At 36.7% G+C, this 26,313-nt stretch carries 21 protein-coding genes; 17 read left to right on the top strand and 4 right to left on the bottom strand.

The window, feature by feature from the left end:
• Positions 1-101 precede the first annotated feature (101 nt).
• Positions 102-1,466 (top strand): 23S rRNA (uracil(1939)-C(5))-methyltransferase RlmD, encoded by a 1,365-nt coding sequence (rlmD, locus tag LC095_RS13565; RefSeq protein WP_413467487.1) that lies wholly within the window; start codon positions 102-104, stop codon positions 1,464-1,466.
• 171 nt (positions 1,467-1,637) lie between these two features.
• Here rlmD and LC095_RS13560 read toward each other — a convergent pair whose 3' ends face one another.
• The 3 genes from LC095_RS13560 to LC095_RS13550 all read right to left on the bottom strand — a co-directional run bounded on the left by LC095_RS13560 (position 1,638) and on the right by LC095_RS13550 (position 3,850).
• Complete coding sequence (locus LC095_RS13560; protein ID WP_226528650.1) at positions 1,638-2,534, bottom strand: manganese catalase family protein; 897 nt, start codon at positions 2,532-2,534, stop codon at positions 1,638-1,640.
• Between the two features lie 12 nt (positions 2,535-2,546).
• Positions 2,547-2,765: a YuzF family protein gene (locus LC095_RS13555; RefSeq protein WP_226528649.1), complete on the bottom strand. Its 219-nt coding sequence runs from the start codon at positions 2,763-2,765 to the stop codon at positions 2,547-2,549.
• Between the two features lie 134 nt (positions 2,766-2,899).
• On the bottom strand, positions 2,900-3,850 hold the full coding sequence (locus LC095_RS13550) for a LacI family DNA-binding transcriptional regulator (protein WP_226528648.1): 951 nt from the start codon (positions 3,848-3,850) through the stop codon (positions 2,900-2,902).
• Between the two features lie 72 nt (positions 3,851-3,922).
• Here LC095_RS13550 and LC095_RS13545 point away from each other — a divergent pair, with 72 nt between their 5' ends.
• The 15 genes from LC095_RS13545 to LC095_RS13475 all read left to right on the top strand — a co-directional run bounded on the left by LC095_RS13545 (position 3,923) and on the right by LC095_RS13475 (position 24,925).
• Positions 3,923-5,218 (top strand): ABC transporter substrate-binding protein, encoded by a 1,296-nt coding sequence (locus LC095_RS13545; protein WP_226528647.1) that lies wholly within the window; start codon positions 3,923-3,925, stop codon positions 5,216-5,218.
• A 151-nt stretch (positions 5,219-5,369) separates the two neighbouring features.
• A complete protein-coding gene (locus LC095_RS13540) occupies positions 5,370-6,230 on the top strand; it encodes a carbohydrate ABC transporter permease (RefSeq protein WP_226528646.1) in 861 nt (286 codons plus the stop codon).
• Positions 6,230-7,048, top strand: a complete 819-nt coding sequence (locus LC095_RS13535) for a carbohydrate ABC transporter permease (RefSeq protein WP_226528645.1) — start codon at positions 6,230-6,232, stop codon at positions 7,046-7,048. The genes LC095_RS13540 and LC095_RS13535 overlap by 1 nt, the downstream gene beginning before the upstream one ends.
• 105 nt (positions 7,049-7,153) lie before the next feature.
• Positions 7,154-7,840 carry a YesL family protein gene (locus LC095_RS13530; RefSeq protein ID WP_226528644.1) on the top strand — a complete coding sequence of 229 codons (687 nt, stop codon included), beginning with the start codon at positions 7,154-7,156 and terminating at the stop codon, positions 7,838-7,840.
• A 32-nt stretch (positions 7,841-7,872) separates the two neighbouring features.
• Positions 7,873-9,357: a glycoside hydrolase family 32 protein gene (locus LC095_RS13525; protein ID WP_226528643.1), complete on the top strand. Its 1,485-nt coding sequence runs from the start codon at positions 7,873-7,875 to the stop codon at positions 9,355-9,357.
• Positions 9,358-9,389: 32 nt separating this feature from the next.
• Positions 9,390-10,421 carry a LacI family DNA-binding transcriptional regulator gene (locus LC095_RS13520; RefSeq protein ID WP_226528642.1) on the top strand — a complete coding sequence of 344 codons (1,032 nt, stop codon included), beginning with the start codon at positions 9,390-9,392 and terminating at the stop codon, positions 10,419-10,421.
• A 270-nt stretch (positions 10,422-10,691) separates the two neighbouring features.
• A complete protein-coding gene (locus LC095_RS13515; RefSeq protein WP_226528641.1) occupies positions 10,692-12,362 on the top strand; it encodes a glycoside hydrolase family 13 protein in 1,671 nt (556 codons plus the stop codon).
• A gap of 172 nt (positions 12,363-12,534) precedes the next feature.
• Positions 12,535-13,386: an HAD family hydrolase gene (locus LC095_RS13510; RefSeq protein ID WP_226528640.1), complete on the top strand. Its 852-nt coding sequence runs from the start codon at positions 12,535-12,537 to the stop codon at positions 13,384-13,386.
• A gap of 361 nt (positions 13,387-13,747) precedes the next feature.
• On the top strand, positions 13,748-14,740 hold the full coding sequence (locus LC095_RS13505) for a LacI family DNA-binding transcriptional regulator (RefSeq protein ID WP_226528639.1): 993 nt from the start codon (positions 13,748-13,750) through the stop codon (positions 14,738-14,740).
• A gap of 238 nt (positions 14,741-14,978) precedes the next feature.
• Positions 14,979-16,262 carry an extracellular solute-binding protein gene (locus LC095_RS13500; RefSeq protein WP_226528638.1) on the top strand — a complete coding sequence of 428 codons (1,284 nt, stop codon included), beginning with the start codon at positions 14,979-14,981 and terminating at the stop codon, positions 16,260-16,262.
• Positions 16,263-16,371: 109 nt separating this feature from the next.
• Positions 16,372-17,628, top strand: a complete 1,257-nt coding sequence (locus LC095_RS13495) for a sugar ABC transporter permease (protein WP_226528637.1) — start codon at positions 16,372-16,374, stop codon at positions 17,626-17,628.
• 3 nt (positions 17,629-17,631) lie between these two features.
• Positions 17,632-18,483 (top strand): sugar ABC transporter permease, encoded by an 852-nt coding sequence (locus LC095_RS13490; protein ID WP_139367306.1) that lies wholly within the window; start codon positions 17,632-17,634, stop codon positions 18,481-18,483.
• 24 nt (positions 18,484-18,507) lie between these two features.
• Positions 18,508-20,571, top strand: coding sequence for a beta-galactosidase (locus LC095_RS13485; protein WP_226528712.1), 2,064 nt, complete (start codon positions 18,508-18,510; stop codon positions 20,569-20,571).
• Positions 20,572-20,709: 138 nt separating this feature from the next.
• Positions 20,710-23,463 carry a glycosyl hydrolase 53 family protein gene (locus tag LC095_RS13480; protein ID WP_226528636.1) on the top strand — a complete coding sequence of 918 codons (2,754 nt, stop codon included), beginning with the start codon at positions 20,710-20,712 and terminating at the stop codon, positions 23,461-23,463.
• Positions 23,464-23,689: 226 nt separating this feature from the next.
• Entirely contained in the window at positions 23,690-24,925 is a 1,236-nt protein-coding gene (locus LC095_RS13475; protein ID WP_226528635.1) for an ATP-binding protein, read from the top strand.
• Positions 24,926-24,960: 35 nt separating this feature from the next.
• Here LC095_RS13475 and LC095_RS13470 read toward each other — a convergent pair whose 3' ends face one another.
• Complete coding sequence (locus LC095_RS13470; protein ID WP_226528634.1) at positions 24,961-25,482, bottom strand: YpiB family protein; 522 nt, start codon at positions 25,480-25,482, stop codon at positions 24,961-24,963.
• A 155-nt stretch (positions 25,483-25,637) separates the two neighbouring features.
• Between LC095_RS13470 and LC095_RS13465 the strand changes: the two genes are divergently transcribed.
• The gene (locus tag LC095_RS13465; protein ID WP_226528633.1) at positions 25,638-26,255 is read left to right on the top strand and encodes an SAM-dependent methyltransferase; all 618 of its coding nucleotides are present in this window, start codon (positions 25,638-25,640) and stop codon (positions 26,253-26,255) included.
• Positions 26,256-26,313 lie beyond the last annotated feature (58 nt).

The raw sequence follows: 26,313 nt of genomic DNA, 5'->3' as shown, positions 1-26,313 counted from the left end.
CTAGTTTAGTATGTGTTTTGAAGATAAAAGACTCATTTGTAGTCGTTTTTATAGATTAATAGTGAGAAGGAGGAACACAATTGACCATAATTAAAGGAGAAATGATGGTGGCTGAAATTAGCCATTTAGATGAAAAGGGTTCAGGACGAGCAGAGGTTTGGCGAAAAAATGAATTGGGAAATCCGAAGAAACTAAAGCTGACCATACCAATGACACTTCCGGGAGAGAAAGTGCGCGTGACGGTTGACCAGCCTGAAAGAAAAAGAAGAAAGGCAATGCCTGATGAAATTGTGGTGGCGCACGAGGATCGAACAGCACCACTGTGTCCACATTTTGATAAATGTGGAGGATGTGTATGGCAGCATTGGAGCTATCCGGCTCAACTAAACGAGAAAACGAAACATGTTCAGCATGCGATCCAGGCTCAAGGGTTTGATCCAAAACTAGTGAACGAGACAATAGGAATGGACGAGCCTTGGCGCTATCGTAATAAAATGGAGTTTACATTTTCTCCTGAAGGTGCTCTAGGTCTACATGAGCAAGGCAACTTCCGTAAAATCATTTCCCTTGAAACTTGTTTAATTGCAGGAAAAGAAATGGTAGAAGCGGCAATGGAAGTGGCAGAATGGGTGAAAGTTCATCAATTGAAGGGGTATAATAAGGACCTACATGAAGGTTTGCTTCGTCACTTGATGGTGAGACAATCTTTTGCAACAGGTGAAATCATGCTGGCTGTTTTTGCAACAGAATCACCGCTGGAACATCAAGAAGCTGTTCGTGACTTGGCAGAACGTATTGAACAGAAGTTTCCGCAAGTTAAAAGCTTATTATGGCTTGAAAATACAAATTGGGCTGATCGAACGCAAGCGGAGAAAAGTCATATCTTAGCTGGCCGCGATTTTATTCATGATGAAATGGATGGATACAAATTCCGTCTTTGGTTTGATACATTTTTCCAAACAAACCCTACTCAAGCACAAAAATTAGTTGACCTAGCTATAGAAATGGGAAAACCGCAGAAAACAGAAAGAATGATCGATTTATTCTGTGGGGTTGGAACATTCTCCCTTCCGTTTGCTAGTAAAGTAGGGAAGCTTGCAGGAATAGAAATAGTAGAAACGTCGATTGAGTCAGCTAAACGAAACGCAGAAGACAATGGGATTTCAAATACGGAGTTTTTAGCGAAGGATGCACGAAAAGGAATTGACCAAGTATTAGAGAGCTTTGGTCACCCGGAACTTCTTCTACTCGATCCGCCTCGTTCAGGTGCCGGTGGTAAAGTGATGAGAAGAATTGGACGTTCAAAACCGGAGCGAATTGTTTATGTATCATGTAATCCAGATACATTTGCTACAGACATTAAAGAGCTTGAACCATTCGGTTATCAACTAAAAATGGTACAGCCGGTTGATCTATTTCCACATACTGTTCATGTGGAGTGTGTAGCATTATTGGAACTTCAATAATTTATAGAGATAAGAGGAGGGAGGATTTCTCCCTCTTTTATTTGCATCAAATTTTGTCGAAAATTCCCGAATAGTGAATAAATCTGGAAAATCGAAAATAAATGAGACGGAACAGTATATAAATTCAAATAATAGAAAATAAATTAGAAAAATAGTAAATAAAAGCTCAACCTAAAGATTTTCCATTAGTCGTTTCGCGATTTTTTCGTAATCATCCCGGTCAATTCCAGGTGCAAATTCCTCAGGTAATTCTTCTAAGTTCGGAATTGGTGCCCCTTTTGGAGCTCCCTCTTTTACAGTCAGCCGATCTCCGCTTTCAGGATTCGTCCCTTTCCAAATTTGTCTTATATCAGCATAATCCCCTACATCATTCCATGTATAAAGGATGTTACCTAGTCCTTGATCTTCAAACTTGCGGGCATGATCAAATTTTCGGTTAGATAGATCAGGGATAGGGACCATTTTTTTGACATCTACGCCAGTTGCGATTTCCAGTGCTTTGGCATAGGCTAAAACATGTGTACCGCCGCGAACCAGCAAATAACCGATCATTTCTCTGGCTGTTTCATGCTCAGTCATTTCATAGACTCGCATTTTATGAGTTCGTGCACCAACTTCAAGGAAGAAGTTATGAAGTAAGTCTAGTACAAGATTTCCGCTACTAAATACATTGTCACCATTCCATGGACGTCCCATTGAATCAGCTGCTAAGGCGGTTTGAGCTGTAGCGATAAAGTGAAGAGTATTTCGGCTGTCTTTTCCTTCTCGTAAAGGAGTGACATCAGGGTTTCCTGTATAAAAGGTGTTACCTTTTGATAAAAGATTGATTGTGTTGGAAACAAGTTCAACATGACCAAATTCTTCCGCTGTAATACTAGCAACCAGATCATAAAATGGTTTTAGCTTATCTTTTCTCCGAAAGTTAAATGATTGATACATATAGTTGTTAAGTGTGGACATCTCACCGAATTTTCCACCCAACAGCTCCTGTACGGCAGCAGCTGCGTTAGGATCTCCGTGTTCCGGGACAGGCAGGGCAATCAGCATTTTGTTTTCGCGTTTAAACATCGTACTCCTCCTTTACCCTTTTGGAATAACCCAGATAATTTGTTGAGTACGAATATAGAAAGGAGAACCACCGGATTCGACAACAATGTGATCAGGCATAACCGTTTTAAGCTTACCGGAAACTGAGCCGCGGATTGTTTGAACTACAACGAAAGCACCTGTGATACCTTGAAGAGTTTGATACACATATGGATCGATGTGACTAACAAAAGATGGGGTTTGTTGATTCATGATGATTTCACTCCTTTGTTGACTACTTAAACAGTTCAATATATGAAGGAGATAGGAGAGTTATTACATGGGTTCAGAAGGGAAATGGAGATTAAATCAAAAAAGGCCGACCGATTATGTCAACCTCCAGTAAGTTAAGTTGTATCGCCGCGAATCAATTCAACATCAATAACAGTATTATTTGCAAAATCTGGGCTTTCATTTTCGATCTGATCGATTAGTGCAGAACAAAGGGCTTTGCCGATGCGATCTAAAGGCTGCCTAACTGTTGTTAGTTTGGGATGCTGCATTAGACGTGTAAAACTATGATAATCGTAGCAGCCTATAATCTTTAGTTGTTCAGGTACTTTTATGCCCTTTCTTGTGGCGTATACATAGAGGGTATATGCCATGATATCGTTACTGCAAAAAACACCATCATAATTTCCTAACTGTGGGGAAATTACTTGTTCGAAAAAATCCCAATTATCTTGAAATGCAGCTTTAATGTGTGCGCCTTCAATAATGGTGAAATGGACATTGTTTTTCAAGCATGTCAATTGAAAAGCATCGCTTCTTCTATTTGGCAACAAGTCATATTTCAGAGGGCCTGAAATATGAAGCAGGTTTCTGCATCCGTTTTCAATTAAATGTTTTGTTGCAATTTCTCCACCTTTATAATTATCACCTGCAACATAGGAAATGGAAGATGAAATAATGCGATCAAAGGAGACGATTGGCATAGATACTTTCAAATAAGATTCAATTTCTAGAGAATGACTGCACATAATAATGCCATCAACCCTGTTTTGTCTTAGCATACTAATATAATTTGCTTCTTTATCTGAATCTTGTAGAGAGTTGCAAACAAGAATTTTGTAATTTCTTTCATTGGCGTACGCCTCAATCCAATTAATTAATTCTGAAAATAATGGATGACTTAGATCTGGCACAATGACGCCGATTAAATAAGATTGATTTTTTAATAGTGCTCGAGCTATTTGATTTATATAAGCGGTTACATTAAACGCTTTCTTAGACTGATAGAAAATTAGTTTAATGAAAGTCAGATGTATATAAATATGGTGAATGTCACATCTTATCACTATAGAAAATAATCCTTTCAGTTTAGGCAAGCGTTTGCGTCGAATTTTAATTACTTAATAGGAGTGAACAGGATGAAGAGTAAAAAATTATATTCTAAATTAGTTTCAACTTTAGCGGTATCTGGACTACTTTTGGCTGGTTGTGGCTCTGGTGGAGATGCTGGTAACGGTGCAGCTTCAGAGGATCAAATCACAATTGATATTTTCCAAGGAAAAGTTGAGTTTAATGATCAATTCAATGCATTAGCAGAGAAGTATGAAGAAGAAAATCCTGGCGTGAACATTAACATCACAAGTGTTGGTGGTGGAACAGATTATATTAGTTCATTAAAATCTCAGTTCTCATCAGGTGAAGAACCAGAAATCTTCAGTATAGCCGGTCCTTCTGAGGCAGATCAATTTAAAGAGTATCTAACGGATTTATCAGATACAAAATCTGCTGAAGCAGCTCTTGAAGGTACATTAACTGCAGTTACTGAAGGTGAGAAAGTATTAGGATTACCATTTAACCAAGAGGGTTATGGTCTTATCTATAACAAAGCAATGTTTGAAAAAGCGGGAATTAATCCGGAAGAAATTTTAACATATGATGATTTAGAAAAAGCTGTAAAAACATTAGATAGCAAAAAAAAGGATTTAGGTATTGAAGCTGTATTTGCATTACCAGCTAAAGAAAAGTGGGTTGTCGGTAACCACCTTGCAAATGTATACTTCGCTCCAGAATTTAATCATGACGTTTTAGAAGCTTTCAATGCTGAAACAGTAGGGTTTGAAAAAGGCTCTGAAATGCAAAGAATGCTTGATTTACAGAACAAATACTCAGTTCAGCCTTCATTAAGTCTTGATTATTCACAACAAGTTGAAGAGTACTTCTCTTTAGAGCAAGTGGCAATCATTCAACAAGGAAACTGGATCTACCCATCAGTTTACGAAATGGATTCTGAATTTGCCGAGAACAATGTCGGCATCCTACCAATCCCGGTTGAAGGATTTGAAGGCAGCCTTCCAGTAGGTATTCCTAACTATTGGGCTGTAAATAGCAACAGTGATGAAAAAACGGTACAAGCTTCTAAAGATTTCTTAGATTGGTTGTACACTTCTGACACTGGTAAAGAAGCAGTATTGAACGACTTTAAATTTATCCCTGCATATGAAGGATATGATACATCAAAAATTTCAGATCCTATTTCAAAAGAGATTTATGAGTATGCATCAGCAGGAAAAACAATTGGATGGGTGTTCCTAGGCTATCCTAGTGCTTGGGGAGATGATCTTGGAGCTAACATGCAAAAATACCTTAGTGATGAAATGACTTGGGAAGAACTTGAAGCGAATTCAATTAAGAAATGGGAAGAAAAACGAAAATAATAAAAGCTAAAAGCAGCTAGCAAAGTGTGAAAGCTTTGTTAGCTGTTATTTCAATACTAGATACCCGTTTATTATTTAGGTTTTAAAAATCCCTGAGAAGCTATCTTGTTGTAGTGAAGTCTTATGTAGAAACAATTTTGGAGGGATTAGCATGCGAAATCGAGATTTATCATTTTGGTTATTTTTGTCACCGGTATTACTAGGTTTAGGGCTGGTTGTCATTGTGCCATTAATCATTGGAATTTACTATTCTTTTACAGACTGGAATGGACTAAGTGCATCTCAGTTTTTAGGATTTGAAAATTACATGAGAGTATTCCAGGACGATAGTTTTCGGTCAGCCTTATGGTTTACTATAAAGTTTTCAGTTGTAACCGTTATATTGTTAAATGCATTAGGTTTAGGTTTAGCGATATTAGTTACGAGAAATATAAAATCGAATAATTTTTTACGTACAGTGTTCTTTATGCCTAACTTAATCGGCGGGTTAATTCTTGGATTTATTTGGCAGTTTATTTTCATTAGTGTGTTTGATGACATTGGGAAAGTCCTTGGAATTGAAGCTTTAAGTGGATGGCTGTCTACAACAAATACAGGTTTCTGGGGATTAGTTATTTTAACATGCTGGCAAATGGCCGGTTATATCATGATAATTTATATCGCCTATTTAGAAAGTATTCCACATGACTTAATTGAAGCGGCGCAAATTGATGGAGCGAACAGTTTCCAACGATTTAAAAACATCACGTTCCCGCTTGTTGCACCAGCTTTTACGGTTAGTATGTTTTTAACATTATCAAACTCATTTAAGATTTATGATCAGAACTTATCATTAACAAATGGTGGTCCGTTTGATTCGACACAAATGGTAGCGATGGATATCGTAAAGACGGCTTTTACTAGTAATGAGATGGCTTTAGGTCAAGCAAAGGCTGTTGTGTTCTTTATTATTGTTGCATTAATTGCTATTACACAGGTTTATTACAACAAGAAACGGGAGGTTGACATATAATGAAGAGCAGTAAACGTAATTTATTTTTAATTGAAATATTTGGTCTCTTGCTCGGACTACTATGGCTCTCACCGTTTTACTTAATGCTTGTTAATGCCTTTAAAACGAAGAAAGAAATCTTTATGAGTGTTCTTAGTTTCCCTGAAGCATTAGCAACAGAAAACTTTGTTCGTGCATTTGATGATTTGGATTTTGTTAATTCACTTGTGAACTCTTTGATCATTTCGGTTTGTAGTATCGCTGTAATTGTCATTTTCTCTTCAATGGCAGGATATGCTTTAGCCCGTAATAAAAGTAAGCTTAGTTCAGCCCTGCTATTAGTGTTTGTTGCTGCGATGCTTATTCCGTTCCAATCTGTCATGATCCCGCTTGTTTCATTATTCGGTAGTGCGAATATGTTAAATCAAGCTGGCCTTATCTTTATGTATTTGGGCTTTGGGTGCAGTTTATCAATTTTCCTATACCACGGAGCAATGACAGGGATCTCAAAATCTCTTGATGAAGCGGCTATCGTGGATGGAGCAAATAAGTTTCAAGTTTTTTGGTTTATCATTTTCCCATTGTTAAAACCAATCTCAGTTACTGTTGCAATCCTTAATGTCATTTGGATTTGGAATGACTACTTATTACCATCGTTAATTTTAGGTGAATCAAGTGCCACGATTCCTTTAAAGATGTTCTTTTTCTTTGGGCAGTATACAAAACAATGGCATTTGGCTTTAGCTGGTTTAACATTGGCGATTATTCCGGTTATTATTGGTTACTTCTTTGCGCAAAAGCAAATTATTAAAGGTGTGGCAGAAGGGGCCGTTAAGTAGTGAGGAACTGATGTTTTAGTTGATTACATGGTTTACATCCTTTATGTGCTAAAGATGGTACTTGGAGTTTGTAGACCTGTATATCTTTTCTTGGAGGTGAATGAATTGAGAGAATCAGGATTTGTGGGTGGTCTTCATTATCTTAGTGTATGGATTATGAGGCTGGGAATGATTAATATTTTATGGTTTCTAAGTAATCTCCCAATCATGATTATTAGCTTTATTCTACTATTTGCAGAAGATATGGGTGTTGTTCTAGTCTTATATTTGCTTCTATTTATACTCGCTCCGATTATGTTATTCCCTTCAACAGCTGCCCTTTTTTCTTCCGTTAGAGAGTGGCTGGTCATGAAAGAAGATCAATCTCCCTTATTTAGTGGTTTTATAAGATTTTATAAAGAGAATTATAAGAAAAGCTTTGCGGCAGGATGTATCATGTCTTTACTCTGGATGATATGGTTGGTCGATTATTATTATTTCAGTCGAAAAAATGTCATTCTGCTCATGGTATTTCTTTTGATGGGAATTATGTTGTTTGTTGTAACGATTAACTTTTTTTCTGTGAATGCCCACTATAATATGACTGTACTAGGTACATTGAAAAATGCCCTTATTTTAACTGTAGGAAGGCCTATTTTAACGATTATTATTGTATTGAGTAGTTTGTTAATTGGATATACAAGTTTAGTGAAGGTGCCTCCATTCATTCCTTTCTTTTCGATGTCTCTCATTGCATTTATCTCTTTTTCTTCCTTCTTTAGTTTCTATTTGAAGGTCAAGCAAGCATTATAGTAAAAGGTCATATCGATGGGAGAGTGTGAATTATGAAAAAGCACCAAGAAATGATAGAGAAAGCTCATGAAGAACTGAACAAGTATGAGAAAAGTGTGTCTGATCATGAGTGGAGTTTGCAATATCATGTGATGCCGCAAGCAAACTGGATGAATGATCCAAATGGATTTTCAATGTTTAATGGGGAGTACCATTTGTTTTATCAGCATCACCCATATTCACCTAAATGGGGTCCGATGTACTGGGGACATGTTAAAAGCAAAGATTTGGTTCATTGGGAACACCTCCTGATCGCTTTAGCTCCAAGTGAGCCGTATGATATTGATGGGTGTTTTTCAGGGAGTGCGATTGAAAAAGATGAAAAATTGTATTTGTTTTATACAGGTAATAGGTGGACAGGCCCTGACCAGGACAAGGATTTGAAACAAGTCCAATGTTTGGCTGTTAGTGATGATGGTATTCATTTTGAAAAAATAGCGGAAAATCCTGTGATAGAAGCAGCACCTTCTGGTGATATACATCCATTTCATTTTAGAGATCCTAAGGTTTGGAAAGAAGGAGACTATTACTACTGTGTATTAGGTTCACAAACAAAGGAGCGAATTGGGCAGGTATTGCTTTATCGTTCACCAGATTTATTAAAATGGGAATTTGTTAATGTGATGGCAAGAGGAACTGGAAATACGGGCTACATGTGGGAGTGTCCTGATTTATTTTCTCTATATGGGCAGGATGTGTTGGTTATGTCACCACAGGGAGTGAAACCTGAGGGGGATTTATATCACAATTTGCATCAATCGGTTTATGTGTTGGGGAAATTGGACTTAAAACAGGGTAAGTTCCAATTTGATCAGTTTCAGATCTTGGACTATGGGTTTGATTTTTATGCACCACAGACAACTGTAGATCATCTTGGAAGAAGGATTTTAGTAGGTTGGATGGCGATGTGGGAAAGTGAGATGTCTGAACAAGAGTATGATTGGGCAGGAGCTATTACGATCCCTCGTATCATGTCTATTGAAGAGCATCGGGTGAAATGTGTTCCTGCTCCGGAATTGGAAGCTCTGCGTTTTAATCAGGTTTCATATTCTAACGTGTTAATGGATGGAAGCAGAAATTTTGAAGGTGTTGATGGTGATTGCTTAGAGTTGAATATATTACTTGATATGAAGCAAGCATCACAATTCGGGATCAATCTTCGTATGGATACAGCACGTACCGAAAAAACAATGTTAACGTTTGATTGTCAAAATCAAAAACTGACTCTTAATCGTGATCATTCTGGAAAGGGACCTGGTGGTGAACGAAAAGCACCAGTTGAACTAAATAAGGGAACATTACAGCTTACATTGTTTTTGGATAAATCATCAGTAGAGGTCTTTATCCAAAATGGTGAGAAAGTAATGACGGCAAGAATTTATCCTGGTGAACAATCGACAGGAATTGAATTTTTTTCAGATGGAGAAGTCGAACTTCTCAAACTTGATAAATGGTCGTTAAGAAGAAGTATTTCCTGATTCTTATACTTTTTGGGAAAGGAGGTTTTGATATGGTTACGATTAAAGATGTGGCAAAGTTGGCAAATGTAGCACCATCTACTGTTTCAAGGGTGATTGCGAATAATCCAAGAATTAGTGAAAAAACAAAAAGACGCGTTCGGGAAGTTATGGAGGAATTAGGGTATCACCCTAACTTTCAGGCGAGAAACTTAGCATCAAAGAGCTCAAAATCAATAGGAGTCATTATGCCTAATTCTACATATCATGCCTTTCAAAACCCATTTTTCCCGGAGGTTTTAAGAGGAATCAGTATGAATGCTCACGAAAACCTATTCGGCATATATCTATCCACAGGTTCTACGGAAGAGGAGATTCATGAAGAAATTGTTTCAATGGTCCAAGGGAGACGAGTAGATGGTATCGTCATGTTGTATTCACGCGTGAATGATCAATCAATGAGATACTTACATGAGTGTCAATTTCCATTTACTGTTGTAGGAAGGCCTTATGAAAATGAGGATAGAGTGACATTTGTGGATAATGACAATATTTATATAACAAAGCAAGTGACAAATTATCTTATTCAATTAGGACATCGAGATGTTGCGATTATAGGTGGAAGTAAAGAGTTTGTCGTTACTCTTGATCGCATTAATGGATATAAAAAAGCATTAGAAGAAGCTGGTATTGCCTTTCGCTCTGAATTTATTGTGCAGGAAGATTCAACAAAAAACAGTATTAAAGCAGCTGTTACATCGCTAATGGCGCTGTCATCGCCTCCAACTGGAATTGTAACAATGGATGATATGGTTGCATATGAGGCTACTAGTCATTTAGAAAAGCTTGGTCTGCTTGTTCCTAACGATATCTCAATTGTTGGGTTTAACAATTTAATGTTATCAGAGCATTCCAAACCGTCGCTAACATCTGTTGATACATCTACTTATGAGCTGGGATACCAAGCGGCAAATTGCTTAATTGAAAAAATTAGGGAACCAAGCATGCTGGCCAAAAGAATTACGATCCCAACTAAGTTTATTGAACGAAAATCTTGTGCGCAAAGAGGAACTCATAATATCTAAATTTTTATCTTGGTTGGTTTCGCGAAGATTATTGCACATGAGTAATATTATTACTCTATAGTGAAATGGCGCGGAAGACACTTGACTCCTGCGGGAAGTAGAGGAAAGGCTGAGACCCCGCAGAAAGCAAGTGTCTGGAGCGCGATGGAACGAACTATATTTTCAACTTTAATAGATTAAATAATAACAATGTATGCAAAGATAACTTTAATTTTTAAGTGATAATATTGAAATTTTATATATAAATTTGAAAAAGAGAGGTCAATCATCATGAAGAAACATTGGTGGAAAGAGGCAGTAGCATATCAAATATACCCAAGAAGCTTTATGGATACAAATGGAGATGGGATTGGTGATTTACAAGGAATTATCTCTAAGCTTGACTATATAAAGGACTTAGGAATCGATGTGATTTGGATCTGTCCGATGTACAAATCTCCTAATGATGACAATGGCTATGATATTAGTGATTATCAAGACATAATGGATGAATTCGGGACAATGGCTGATTTTGATCAATTATTAAAAGAAGTACATGACAGAGGGATGAAACTGATTATCGACTTAGTAATAAATCATACAAGTGATGAACATCCCTGGTTTGTTGAGTCCCGCTCTTCTAAGGACAATCCAAAGCGTGATTGGTATATATGGAGAGATGGAAAAAACGGGAAAGAACCGAATAACTGGGAAAGTATTTTCAGCGGATCTGCATGGGAATTTGATGAGGAAACAAAGCAGTATTATATGCATATTTTCTCAACAAAACAACCTGATCTCAATTGTAAGAATCCAGAGGTCCGTCATGCATTATACGATATGATCAATTGGTGGCTTGATAAAGGTATTGATGGTTTCCGCGTAGATGCCATTAGTCATATTAATAAAGAAGAGGGCCTAAAAGATATGCCCAATCCAAAAGGATTAAAATATGTACCGTCTTTCGATAAACATATGAATGTTGAAGGTATCCATACTTACTTAAAGGAATTAAAAGAAGAAACCTTTGCGAAGTACGATATTATGACAGTCGGTGAAGCAAATGGAGTCAAAGTAGAGAATGAGCAAGATTTAGAAGAGTGGATTGGAGAAGAAAAAGGAAAGTTTAATATGGTATTCCAATTTGAGCATTTAAGTCTATGGAGTGCAGAAAAAAAGAAAAAGCTCGATATCGTGGGCTTAAAAACAGCCCTTACAAAATGGCAAAAGGCTCTTGAAAATAAAGGGTGGAATGCTTTGTTTATTGAAAACCATGATCAGCCGCGAAGGGTTTCGACTTGGGGAAATGATACAAAATATTGGTATGAAAGTGCAACAGCATTAGCAGCGATGTACTTTTTGATGCAGGGAACACCATTCATCTATCAAGGTCAGGAAATAGGAATGACGAATGTGAAATTTGCTTCTATTGATGAATATAACGATGTTGCAGATAAGAATATGTATCGCTATAAGCGTGAAGAAGGTATAGCACATGAAGACATCATGTCTATTATATGGGCGTCAAGTCGTGATAATTCAAGAACACCGATGCAATGGTCTTCAGCAAAAAATGCTGGTTTCACTTCAGGAACACCATGGCTTGGGTTAAATGATAATTATCAAAAAATCAATGTAGAGGATCAGCTGAAAGATAAAGGATCAATTTTAAATTTTTATAAGAACATGATAAAGCTTAAAAAGAGTCATGATGTTTTTACGTATGGGGTGTATGATTTGCTCTTAGAGAATCATCCTCAAATTTATGCTTATACTCGTACATTGGAGAATGAAAAGATAGTTATTATCTCAAATCTTACAGATGAAACGGCAGAAACAGGAGAGTTTTCAATCTCTGTTTCCAGTGAGAAATTACTGCTGTCAAACTATAAGGTTGAGAATCATGGGGATGTTGACCAATTCTCGTTAAAGCCTTTTGAAGCGAGAGTTTATCGAGCTTAATCTAATGAAATGAATGAAGAAAGGGAAAGGTGCAAGTCAGGGGAATAATCGGTATAGAACTTGTTCCTTTTCTTATTATTTGGGAGAGATAGGTTGAGAAAGACAGGCATTTCCTAATTCATTCACTAAGCGATATACTTGATTAGTAGAATTTTATTAGGAGGAATTTTCTTTGCAATTAAACCCTAAAGCCATATTTTTAGATATGGATGGAACGATATTAAATCATCAAAATAAAGTCAGTATTTTAACAAAAGAAATAATCGATAAATTAAGGGAGAAAGGAATATATGTTTTCATTGCAACCGGTAGAGCACATGATGAAATAGAGGAAATAGTTCCTGAAGGATTTAAAGTTGATGGTGTGATATCCTCGAATGGGATGGCGGGTTATATAGACGGTGAGGCAGTTTTTGAACATTCGTTATCCCGGGAGTTAGTTGATATTCTTATTGAAAGAGCCAGGGTTAATAAGGTATACTATGAGCTTTTTCCTTATCGGGCAGCGCGAATATCTTTAATGCAGGATCAACGATATATGCTTGATGAAATTCAAGATCCAAAGCCTGATAGTGTTGGGATTAATGAATGGTTATCTCGTAAAAAAGCGATTAAGGAAGAAATATCTTGGGAAACAGAAGTGTCGGGGGATAAGTTTTCAAAATTTTATTTTTTTGCCAGAACAAAGGAACATATTCATCATTGGAAAGAAGAGCTTGAACAATTAAAGCGAGAAATCGATTTTACCATGTCAGTTTCATCAGAGCATAATGTAGAAGTTATGGTAGCAAATGTAAATAAAGCAACTGGCATTCAACAGATGATAGAGTCTTTTAATGTAAAGATAGAAGAAGTAATGGCTATTGGTGACAGTGATAATGATATCCAAATGCTTCAATCTGTTGGCTATCCAGTAGCAATGAAAAATGCACCTGATCGGATAAAAAAGATGGTTAGTGATGTGACTGATTTCACTTGTGACGAAGATGGAGTTTATCATTATCTTTGTAAGTGTTTTACATAATAATCTTGGGCTGGTAGCTTTTTTTGCTGGCCCTTTTGTTTGATAAAAAATCGAATTCTTTAAAATATGTAAGTTTTTATTAAAAATTTATATAGATTGAAATCAAACTTTTCTATTATAATAATGGAAGATAAGTAAAGCGTTATCATTTTAAAATATTTATTTCAAGATGATGGTTTAGTTGTAGGTCTTAATCATTATTATTTTATTTAAAGTAGAAATGAAAATATTAATATAAGCCCCTTGACTTTTAAAGGAAAATAGGTAAAAATTAAGTAAAATATTTTACTAAAAGATTTCGTATCTCATTTTGGTTTTATATAGCATCTAGTTTGTTTTGAAGTGAAAAGGGGTGGTTGGAATGGCGAAAATAAAAGATATTGCTGAAGAAACAGGGTTTTCGATTTCTACAGTTTCCCGTGTGCTGAATAATGATCAAAGCCTTTCTGTACCGGATGAAACACGTGAAAAGATCTTTGAAGCAGCAGAGAAATTAAATTATCGTAAAAAAACAGTAAGGCCAATAGTGAAAAATATTGCTTTTTTATACTGGTTAACAGATAAAGAAGAACTTGAAGATGTGTATTTTAAATCGATGAGGCTGGAAATAGAGAAGTATGCGAAAAAACATAATATTGAGCTAACTACTTACAAAATTACAGATGGGATTAATGCGATACCTGAAAACATAGAAGGTTTTCTAGCGGTTGGGACTTTTTCTGATAAAGAGCTGGCACATCTGAGAGGACTGACGCCGAATGGAGTCTTTATTGATACAACGCCGGACCCGAATCACTATGATTCTGTGAGACCTGACTTAGCTCAAATTACGATGAAAACAGTCGACTTCTTAATTGAAAAAGGTCATGAAAATATCGGCTTTGTGGGCGGTACTTATCATAATCCGAATACTGATAAAGATGAAATGGATATACGTGAGAAAACATTCCGGCAATATATGCAGGAAAAAGGTTTACTGCAGGAACATTATATTTATTGTCATCGTGGGTTTTCGGTTGAAAATGGCTATAATTTAATGAGTCAGGCAATTGAAAAACTTGATGGTAAGTTGCCGACGGCGTTTTTTGTTGCTGGTGATCCAATTGCTGTAGGTTGCCTGCAGGCATTGAATGAACAAGGAATTGCGATTCCAAATCGTGTGAGTATCGTAAGTATTAATAATATTAGCGTTGCGAAGTATTTATCTCCTCCTTTAACTACGTTTGATATCGATATGAAGGAGATATGCAAGAATGCTATTGAGTTTCTGTTGGAAAGAGTGTTGGAGAAACGGAAGATTGTAAAAACATTGTATATTGGTTCAGAGTTAATCATTAGAAAAAGTACAAACTAATAATATGAAGTTTAAAGGGCGATCTACCATGTAATAGTGGGGATTGCTCTTTTTTTGTCGCTTTGGAGCTTTTAACATTGTGATTAGTAGAAAAGTAATAGGTTTTCTTGTTTTCGTAAAATATTTTACCTATTAATAGTAAAATATTTATTTACATATTTTCTAAACGGTGATATATTTATCTTGTGAAACGCTTTCACCTAGAATGTTTGAAACTTACTTGAAAGGATGATTTTCAATGAAGAGTTATAAAAAATATGCTGGTATTATTAGTACTATCGCACTAAGTTTAGCTTTAGTTGCTTGTGGACCTCAGGAAAGCAGTGAAGAAGGTTCAGGTTCAAAGGAAGCAAATACAAACAAAGAATACGATTTACTAGTTTGGGAAGATATTGAAAAAGCAGGCGGGATTGAAGATGCTGTTGCGAAGTTTGAAGAAGAACATGATGTAACAGTAAAAGTTGTAGAAAAAGCATATGCCCAACAAATCGAGGATCTACGTTTAGATGGTCCAGCCGGAACAGGTCCGGATGTTTTAACAATGCCTGGTGACCAAATTGGTACAGCTGTAACAGAAGGATTAATTAAAGAATTGGACGTTCCTGAGGATGTTCAATCTATTTATACAGAAGTTGCTATGCAATCACAAAAAGTAGACAACAAGGTTTATGGATTACCGAAAGCAGTAGAAACAACAATGCTTTATTATAATAAAGATCTTGTATCAGAAGAAGAATTGCCAACAACTTTAGATGAGTGGTACGAGCTGTCTAAAGAAATGACAGATGGAGAAAAATACGGATTCCTGGCATTATTCGATCAAATTTATTATGCCCAAAGTGTTTTGAGCGGATATGGCGGATACATTTTTGGTACTGATGAAAACGGCGGATTTAATGGTTCTGATATTGGTTTAAATAATGAAGGATCTGTTGAAGGTGCTCAGTATATTCAGAAGTTCTATAATGAAGGTTTATTCCCGGCAGGTATTATCGGTGAGCAGGGAATCAATGTGTTAGAGTCATTGTTCACAGAAGGTAAAGCAGCTGCGATTATCTCTGGTCCATGGAATATCGATCCATTCACAAAGGCTGGAGTAAACTTTGGTGTAGCGAAATTACCTGAGTTAGCAAACGGTGAAAACATGAGTTCATTTGTTGGAGTAAAAAGCTACAATGTAAGCAGTTATTCAAAGAATGCTGAGCTTGCTGAAGAATTTGTAGAGTTCGTTGCAAATGAAGAAAACTCTAAAACAAGATTTGAAGTAACAAAAGAAGTTCCAGCTGTACAAGCTTTAGCTGATGATCCGGTTGTAGCTGAAAGTGAAGCAGCTCAAGCTGTTGCAGAGCAGTCTCAATTTGCAGAATTAACACCAAACATCCCTGAAATGAATGAAGTTTGGACACCTGCAGATGCAGCATTACAAACAATTGCAACAGGCAAAGCTGAGCCAAAAGAAGCGTTAGACCAAGCGGTTGAAACGATTCAAGGACAAATCCAAGCCAAACATGGCGGTAAATAAGTAGAAATGAATAATGGTGTCAAACAATGCTTATGTTTGACACCATTTACTATAAGGACACAGTTTGTGAAAATCAATTGATGTCCGGTCTTATAAAGAGGTGAAAATAGTGCAACATCGTAGAATAGCCTTACTATTATCAATCATTCCGGGCCTTGGCCAATTCTATAATAAGCAATGGATAAAAGGTCTTATGTTCCTTATTCTTGGGGTGTCGTTCTTTGTTGTATTCGGAGATCTGTTGAATATGGGATTTTGGGGCTTATTTACGTTAGGTACAGAGGTGCCGCGTGATAACTCTGTGTTTCTTTTAGCAGAGGGGATTATCGCATTGATTGTTACATGCTTTGGTCTAGCTGTTTATTATCTTAACTTACGTGACGCGTTTAGAAATGGTAAATTACGTGATGAAAACAAAGGTTTAAGTTCTTTGAAAGAGCAGTACTATAATCTGATTTCACAAGGATATCCTTATGTGATTAGTGGCCCATCTTTGTTTATCTTAATCTTTGCGGTTATTTTCCCTATTCTATTTAGTTTTGCATTAGCATTTACAAACTACGACTTATATCACTCTCCACCTGCTAATCTAGCTGATTGGGTAGGCTTGCAAACCTTTGCTGAAATTTTCACAGTTGATATTTGGCGTGCAACGTTCTTTGATGTATTAGCTTGGACAGTTATCTGGACGCTGGTAGCTTCTACACTTCAGGTTAGCTTAGGTGTTTTCCTTGCAGTATTAGTGAATCAAAAAGAAATCCGTTTTAAAAGGTTCTTCCGTACAATCTTAGTGTTGCCTTGGGCAGTACCTGGATTTGTAACCATCTTAATTTTTGCCGGTTTATTTAATGATAGCTTTGGTGCAGTGAATAACGATATTCTTGCTGCATTTGGAATCGATGCAATTCCATGGTTAACAGATGCAAACTGGTCAAGAGTAGCCCTTATCCTAATGCAGGGATGGTTGGGTTTCCCTTATATTTTTATAGTAACAACTGGTGTCCTTCAATCAATCCCTGATGATTTATATGAGGCGGCAACAATTGATGGAGCATCAATGTTCGCGAAATTTAAAAATATTACATTGCCAATGATTTTAATCGCTATGGCACCAATTATTATTACGCAATATACCTTTAACTTTAATAACTTCAATATTATTTATCTATTCAATGGCGGAGGTCCTGCGGTTCCTGGATCAACAGCTGGTGGAACAGATATATTAGTTTCTTGGATTTACAAATTGACGATGCAGTCAAGTCAATATTCTTTAGCAGCAGCATTAACAATTCTTTTATCAGTCTTTGTCATTGCGATCGCACTATGGCAATTCAGAAGAACCAATTCATTTAAAGAGGGGGCTTAAGTGATGCTGACAAACATGAAGAGAAAAAAATCGATCAGTCTCCTAATTTCATATACAATTTTAGCATTTATGGCTGTTATCATCATTTATCCCTTACTTTGGACAATTGGTGCAAGCTTCAATCCTGGGAATAGTTTAATTAGTACATCAATCATCCCGAAAAATCCGACTCTGGATCACTATAAAGAATTATTTGCAGGAAAAGAAAGCTTGCAATATGGACAGTGGTATTTAAATTCCTTGAAAATTAGTGTCTTTACAATGATTGGAACGATTCTAAGTGTTTCATTTACTGCATATGCCTTTTCTCGCTTCCGTTTTAAAGGAAGAAAAAACGCATTGACACTATTTTTATTGTTGCAAATGATTCCGCAATTTTCAGCTTTAATTGCGTTATTTGTCCTTGCGCAGATTTTAGGAATGATGAATAGCCATTGGTTATTAATTCTTTTATATATCGGTGGGCAAATCCCAATGAATACGTATTTGATGAAGGGCTATATGGATTCGATTCCAAGGGATTTAGATGAAAGTGCCATGATCGATGGGGCAAGCAATACAAGAATTTTCTGGCAAATTATTATGCCATTATCAAGACCAATGATAGCAGTAGTTGCGATGAATGGATTTACTGGCCCATTAGGAGATTTCGTTCTCTCTTCTACCATTTTGAGATCTCCCGAAGCTTATACATTACCGATCGGTTTATATAACTTAGTTAACGATGTAATGGGAGCAAGCTATACGACGTTTGCGGCAGGAGCAATTTTAATCAGTATTCCAATCGCCATTATCTTTATCCTTTTACAAAAGAACTTTGTATCAGGTTTAACAGCAGGTGGAACAAAAGGATAAGAAATTTCTTTTTAGAGGGAGAGAATTATGTCAAAGGTTGAAAAGACTTATACAACAAAAGCAAACTTTATGCTTCACGGCGGAGATTATAACCCTGATCAATGGTTAGATAGACCTGACATCTTAGCGGATGATATTGAGTTGATGAAGCTTTCACATACAAATACATTTTCTGTCGGTATTTTTGCGTGGAGTGCACTAGAACCGGAAGAAGGAGTTTATAACTTTGAATGGTTAGACCAAATTTTTGAAAACATCCATGGTATTGGAGGGCGGCTCATCTTAGCTACTCCAAGTGGTGCCCGTCCTGCTTGGATGTCTCAGAAATATCCTGAAGTTCTACGTGTGAATGGCAGCAGAGTGAAACAGCTTCATGGCGGAAGACATAATCACTGTTTTACATCTGAAGTTTATCGTGAGAAAACCGGGCAAATGAATCGACTATTAGCTGAAAGGTACGGTAATCACCCAAGCTTGTTGATGTGGCATATCTCGAATGAATATGGTGGGGAATGTCATTGTCATAAGTGTCAACGTGCTTTTCGCAATTGGCTAAAAGAAAAATATAACAATGACCTTAAAGCATTAAATGATGCATGGTGGGGTCCGTTCTGGAGTCATACGTACAGTGATTGGTCACAAATTGAATCACCGTCTCCGATTGGTGAAAGTGCTGTGCATGGCTTAAATTTAGATTGGCGTCGATTTGTAACAGATCAAACCATTGATTTTTATAAAAATGAAATTGTACCGTTAAGAGAAATCACACCACAAATTCCGATCACAACAAACTTTATGGCTGATACATTTGACCTGATACCGTTTCAATCACTTGATTATAGTAAGTTTGCTAAACATCTGGATGTCATCAGCTGGGATGCCTATCCTGCTTGGCATAATGACTGGGAAAGCACAGCAGATTTAGCTATGAAAGTAGGCTTTATTAATGATTTATACAGAAGCCTAAAGCAACAGCCGTTCTTATTAATGGAATCAACGCCAAGTGGTGTAAACTGGCATGAAGTGAATAAAGCGAAACGTCCGGGAATGCATTTGCTCTCATCTATGCAAATGATTTCACATGGCTCGGATAGTATATTGTATTTCCAATGGAGAAAGTCACGCGGTTCATCCGAAAAATTCCACGGTGCTGTTGTTGATCATGACAATAGCTCAGAAAACCGTGTATTTAAAGAGGTAGCAAAGGTTGGGCAGACGTTAGAAAAGTTATCTGATATTGTCGGAACAAACCGTCCTGCAGATGTTGCTATCCTTTATGATTGGGAAAGCAATTGGGCTATCAACGATGCGCAAGGATACGGTTTAAAAACAAAGCAGTATCCACAAACATTACAGCAGCATTATCGTCCATTCTGGGAAAAAGATATCCCTGTTGATGTTATTACGAAGGAACAGGATTTTGCTCATTATAAATTGTTAATTGTTCCGATGCTCTATTTAGTTAGTGAAGATACGATTGCTCGTTTGAAAACATTTGTACAAAATGGCGGAAAATTAGTCATGACCTATATTAGTGGTATTGTGAATGAACATGATCTCACATATTTAGGTGGATGGCACAAAGATTTACAAGAGATATTCGGAATGAAGCCTGTTGAAACAGATACGTTATATCCAAAGGATCGTAACCGTGTCACATATCGTAATCAGTCATATGAGTTGAAGGATTATGCAACTGTCATTGATGTGAATACAGCAACTGTAGATGGAACATATGAAGAAGATTTCTATGCAACGACACCTGCTGTAACGAGACACAACTTTGGTGAAGGTGCATCCTACTATATTGGCGGACGATTAGACCCTCAATTCCATGACGACTTTTACCAAGAGCTAATAGATGAGCTTCAGCTTAAACCTGTTCAAACAGTAAAACATGGTAAAGGTGTATCTGTGCAAGTAAGGCAGGCACCTGAAAGTGATTACCTGTTTGTAATGAACTTTACTGAGGAGAAACAACCTATCAGTCTTAATGATAAGGTTAAGGACTTGGTGAGTGGTGAAGAAGTCACAGGTGATCTGACATTGGATGTATATGAAGTAAGAATCCTGGAAAAATCTAAGTAAAACGAAATGAAACAACAAAAGAGAGCGAGAATGACTTGATCATTCTCGTCCTTCTCTATGCCTTAATTTCATCATTGTTGAGCACATGAAAGGAAGCGCTTACGGTTAACTGATAGATTAATAGGGAGATGAAAATTGATGAAAAGAAACAGAATGTTGTTATCAATATTGTTAGCCATTGTTATGATTGTGAGTACACTACCCCTTCAAAATCAAAAAGGTCTCGCAGCAACAAAGGAACCCAATCTTTTAATAAATGGGGGATTTGAAACAGATATTTGGGATGGCGACTCATGGACAATAGATAATATAGATTGGGAGCAAGCTGAGGTTATACATTTTCCGTATTCTGACGATCCCTACATTACTAGTCATGAAGGACAATACGCATTTAAGTATTGGATCAAAGACACTGCAACAGGAGATCAAACATTAACAGTGAAACAATCCATTGACTCATTACCGGCAGGAAGCTACATGCTGACTGTTAGTGCGATGGGTGGTGATGGGGCTGAAGCAGCCGATATTACATTATTCGCAGGAGAACGAAAGATGGAACCAGTTGCCACGAAAGGTTATAACAATTGGGACACAATTACATATTCATTTGAATTAACCGAGGAAACAAAGAATGTAGCAATCGGTGCTACGATTAAAGGTGCTCAGAATGCATGGGGGTACTTAGATCAATTCCAACTTAGTTCACAAGATGGTTCGAGCCAACCTGTTGAAGCGGATATCTTTGTGGAAAAAGTGGATGGATTAAGTGACGACTTCATTAAAGGAGTAGACATTTCCAGCATTATTTCATTAGAAGAAAGCGGAGTGACGTTCAAAAATGAAGGTGGAGAACAGCAGGACATTTTTCAAACGATGAATGAAGCTGGTGTGAACTATGTTCGTGTACGAATTTGGAATGATCCTTATGATTCTGAAGGTCGAGGTTATGGTGGAGGAAATAATGACTTAGAAAAAGCGATTGAAATTGGAAAAAGAGCGACAGCAAACGGAATGAAGCTGTTAGTTGATTTCCATTACTCTGATTTTTGGGCTGACCCTGCTAAGCAACAGGCACCAAAAGCATGGCAGAACTTAAGCTTTGAAGAGAAAAAGAATGCTGTTTATACCTATACGAAGAATAGTCTTCAAGCCTTACTTGACGCAGGCATTGAGGTTGGTATGGTTCAGGTTGGAAATGAAACAACAGGCGGGTTTGTTGGTGAAACAGACTGGACAAAGATGAGCGAATTGTTCAATCAAGGTAGTAAAGCGATTAGAGAAATAGATTCATCTATTTTAATAGCTTTACATTTTACAAATCCTGAGAGTGCAGGGAGATATTCTACGATTTCAAAAACACTTGATCAAAATAATGTGGATTATGATGTTTTCGCGAGTTCCTACTATCCGTTCTGGCATGGAACTTTAGATAATTTAACATCTGTCCTAAAAAACGTAGCAGATACGTATGGAAAAAAAGTGATGGTAGCCGAAACTTCGTATACGTACACCGCTGAAGACGGGGACGGTCATGGAAATACAGCACCAAAGGATTCAGGTCAGACATTACATTATCCGATTACTGTTCAAGGACAAGCTACTGCTGTTCGGGATGTAATTGAGGCAGTTGCAAATGTAGGAGAAGCGGGGATTGGTGTTTTTTATTGGGAACCTGCATGGATTCCTGTAGGTACGAACCTGGAAGAAAATAAAGTGAAATGGGAAAGAGACGGTTCAGGTTGGGCTACAAGTTTTGCAGCTGAATATGATCCGGAGGATGCAGGTCACTGGTATGGAGGCAGCGCAGTTGATAACCAAGCATTATTTGATTTTGAAGGAAAACCACTATCATCTTTAAACGTCTTTAAATACGTCGATACAGGAGCAAAAGCACCACTTGAAATCGATGTGATAAAAGACATTTCAATCCATGCTGTTTTAGGGGAAGAGATTACTCTACCGGATCATGTCACGGTTACCTATAATGATGGAAGTGAAGGAACTGCAGCTGTTACGTGGGATATAACTGCATTAACACATGCAATCAATAATGGTGTTGGCACATATGTAATAGAAGGTGAAGTAGAAGGGGGAGGTAAAGTAAAGGCGAATCTCCAAATCACCCCTCAAAACTTTGTGTTGAACCCAAGTTTTGAAGATGAGGATCGCAGTATGTGGAAGATCATTCATAAAGATGAATCTGCCCCACATGCTACTTATCAACAAAAAGCTTCAGATGCCAAATCCGGAGAATACGCTGTTCACTTTTACTCAGATAATGCAGTAGATTTTAAAGTTGAGCAAACGATTACTGGTTTAGAACCGGGCTACTATAACCTCTCTATGTTCTTACAGGGTGGAGATGCTGAAGAATCGAATATGTTTCTTTATGCTAAGACAAGCAGTGATGAGATAAAGGACGAGACAGCGGTAAATGGCTGGGTGAACTGGAGTAATCCTGCGATTGAGGAGATTTTAGTTGTTGATGGAACACTAACAATCGGAGCAAATATTGAAGCGGGTCCAGGGGCATGGGGAACAGTGGATGATTTCTCCTTAACTAAAGTAAAAGATTATGAAGAAGAAAAAGAAGTAGATAAAGAAATAGATCCTCTTCCAGAAGAAGACCCAACAGTTCCAGATCTAAACGATGATGGCGAAGATCAACCGATAGGGAAAGAAACGGATAAAGACAGTAATAATCAGAAAGAAAATAATGATCCAGTCATTCCTAATGATGATGCTGAGCCTTCTGATAAACAACTAAATAATGGAAAACAGCTGCCGGAAACGGCAACAACTTTATATAACAGTCTATTATTAGGTGGTCTATTAATTGGAATTGGCTTTGTCGCCATGATATGGATAAGAAGAAAAGGTGTAGTTAAATAAAGAGTAGGAACTTAAAAGGCTGTCGCACATGTGTGATAGCCCTTTAGCGTTTATTGATTTCCTTTTTACGTTTAATAAAGAAGCACTGTCAGTTACCCTTAATCCTGTCAATAAATAGATAGGTAGATACTCTCACATAGAGTTTATTGAATTTTTCCAATTGGGATATAATTCTAGTTCAAATATGCTATGATGAAAGAAAAATCTAGGTGAAGAGGATAACAGGATGAATCGATCAGGACAAATTATTCTGGTGTTAATATCGATATTGTTTACAGCCTATCAAACAGTGATGGATCAGGAACCATTTTTTACAGTGGATTTTTTTATTTTTACAATTATTGCATTTTTCGTAGGAAGACAGTATGACTTAGCTAGATTTTATGCAAAAAAGGCAAAGCTAAAGGATGAAAGTTATAAAAAGCTGATCGATTCATTTCCGGAATCGATTATTATTCATGACGAATTTAAAATTTGTTATGTGAACTATGCAGCTGTGAAGATGATAGGGGCTGGAAGTAAAGAAGATTTGATTAATCGTTCAATCCTGGATTTTATTGTTCCAAAGTACATAGGACGTGCTGGAGAAAGAATTAAAATGATTAAAAAGAAAAATTCTCCATTGAGTTGCATTGAGTATGAATTAATGCGAGGTGATGGAACAACATTTTTCTTTGAAGGTTCATCAATGAATATCTCGTATGGAAAAAGTGAAGCAATCTTAACAATTGGTAAAGATATTACAGAAAAGAAGGAACAAACAGAAAAGCTGTTGCTAAAGTCTGAAAAACTGGCGTTGTTAGGTCAAATGGCAGCTGGAATTGCTCATGAAATACGAAATCCGCTTACATCCATAAAGGGATTTATTCAATTGTTTAAATCAAACCATCTACAAGAAGAATATTATAATATTGTGTTGTCAGAGCTTGATCGTATTAATGCAATAGTCGGGGAATTCCTTGTTCTTTCCAAACCAAGTGCCTCCATATTTGTTGAAAAGGATCTTAATGAGTTAATTAAAGATGTGATTACGTTAATGAGTACACAATCCATATTAAATAATGTGCAAATCTTTTCGGAGGTTGAATCGGATTTACCTATGATTTGTTGTGAGGAAGCACAATTAAAGCAAGTGTTTTTGAACCTGTTTAAAAATGCAATTGAAGCGATGCCTGATGGAGGAAATATCTATCTGAAGATGAAGGGAAATGAAAAGGGTACCATTGTTATTCAGGTAATTGATGAGGGGGTAGGCATTCCACCCGAGCGAATTCCTACACTAGGTGAACCGTTTTATACCACGAAAGAAAAAGGAACAGGCTTAGGACTCATGACCTGTTATAAAATCATTGAATCACATAAGGGACAGTTATCAATACATAGTGAAGTAAACAAAGGAACAAGAATAGAAATCGTGATCCCTACAATGACACAACCGCTATTAAAAAGGGAATTTGTATAAAAGATGAAACAACGCATAGATAAGAATCTATGCGGTTATTTTTGTATCTCCTTCAGTTTTTTTACTAACTCATGGAAAAGCTCTTCGTTCCGATCATCAAGTGCCTTGTTAATTTGACTTTTCAGTAAAGCAATTTCAACAACTAGGTCGGTAGCTTTTGCGTCCTTTTCAGATTGCTCAAATTGTTTGATAGAATGAATGCGATGTGTTTCAACAAGTTGTGTATAACGATGATCAGAATGTTTCCCAAAATAGTGAAGAATGATGAATATCTTATCTGCCGGGTTATTCATTAATGATCCAAAAGCTCTTGAAACATCTTCGGTTTTGAAACCATTGGAATAGAAGTGGAAGCCGGGTTCATCAGAACTAATACTGGAGATCATGATGGTGCGTTCTTTAGGATGTACTGACTCGGTAAAAGATAGGTTCTTGAGGAGATGATGATTCTTTTGAATATATTCAATAAGTCTCCGCGCTTCCTTGTTTTTTAATTGATGATGGTCTAAAAACCATTTTAGAAATTCACCTTTTTTAGTGGTTGATATCCAATTCATTATAGCCCACCTAACTATCAATCTTTTTTAAATACTTTAAGTAAGTTTAACTATATTAAAAGATTAAAGGATAAGAAAAGACATCGACTTCGGCCATTCCTTTCGGTAAATCGTGTTTTTCTAATCATAACATACTGTTGCAAAGGAGAAAACGAATGGCAGAAAAGACATATGACAGGTTACTTAACATTGATACAGATGATGAACAAAAGGGATTTCATAAATCCTTTCATTATCACCGGTATGAACCTACTCCCTATCAAGGACTGGAACAATTATTTCATCACTATAAGCTGACAGAAAATGATCGCTTAGTTGATTTTGGTTGTGGCAAGGGGAGGTTGCCACTATTTGTCCATTACTTATTTCACATACCGGTTGTAGGAGTTGAGATGGATCTTCTTTTTTACGAAAATGCTGTGAAGAACCGTACCCGTTATATCACGAAAACAAAACGGAATGGTAATCAGATTATTTTTCATCATTGTTTAGCAGAGGAATATCCAATAAACCAAGCAGACAATCGTTTTTATTTTTTTAATCCTTTTTCCGTTCAAATCTTTATGAAAGTAGTCCGTAATATTCTAAAGTCGGTTGAAAAAAGAAACCGTAAAGTCGAATTGATTTTATATTATGCAGCAGAAGACTATCTTTTTTATTTGGACAACCAAACTTCTTTTGTATTAAAAGAAGAGGTGAAAATAAATGGACTATATGAGCATAACGCCAATGAGAGGTTTTTAATTTATCAATTGGAAAGGTATGGAGTCTAAGAAGTCTCGGTACATGTTACATCTTTAATATGAAATACTAATAAAAAATTTTGTATTA

It is taken from the genome of Metabacillus niabensis (assembly GCF_020524345.1).
GTDB classification, from domain to species: Bacteria; Bacillota; Bacilli; order Bacillales; family Bacillaceae; genus Metabacillus; species Metabacillus niabensis_B.
The sequence above is the reverse complement of the archived record's forward strand: the minus strand, read 5'-3'. Positions and strand labels throughout refer to the sequence as shown.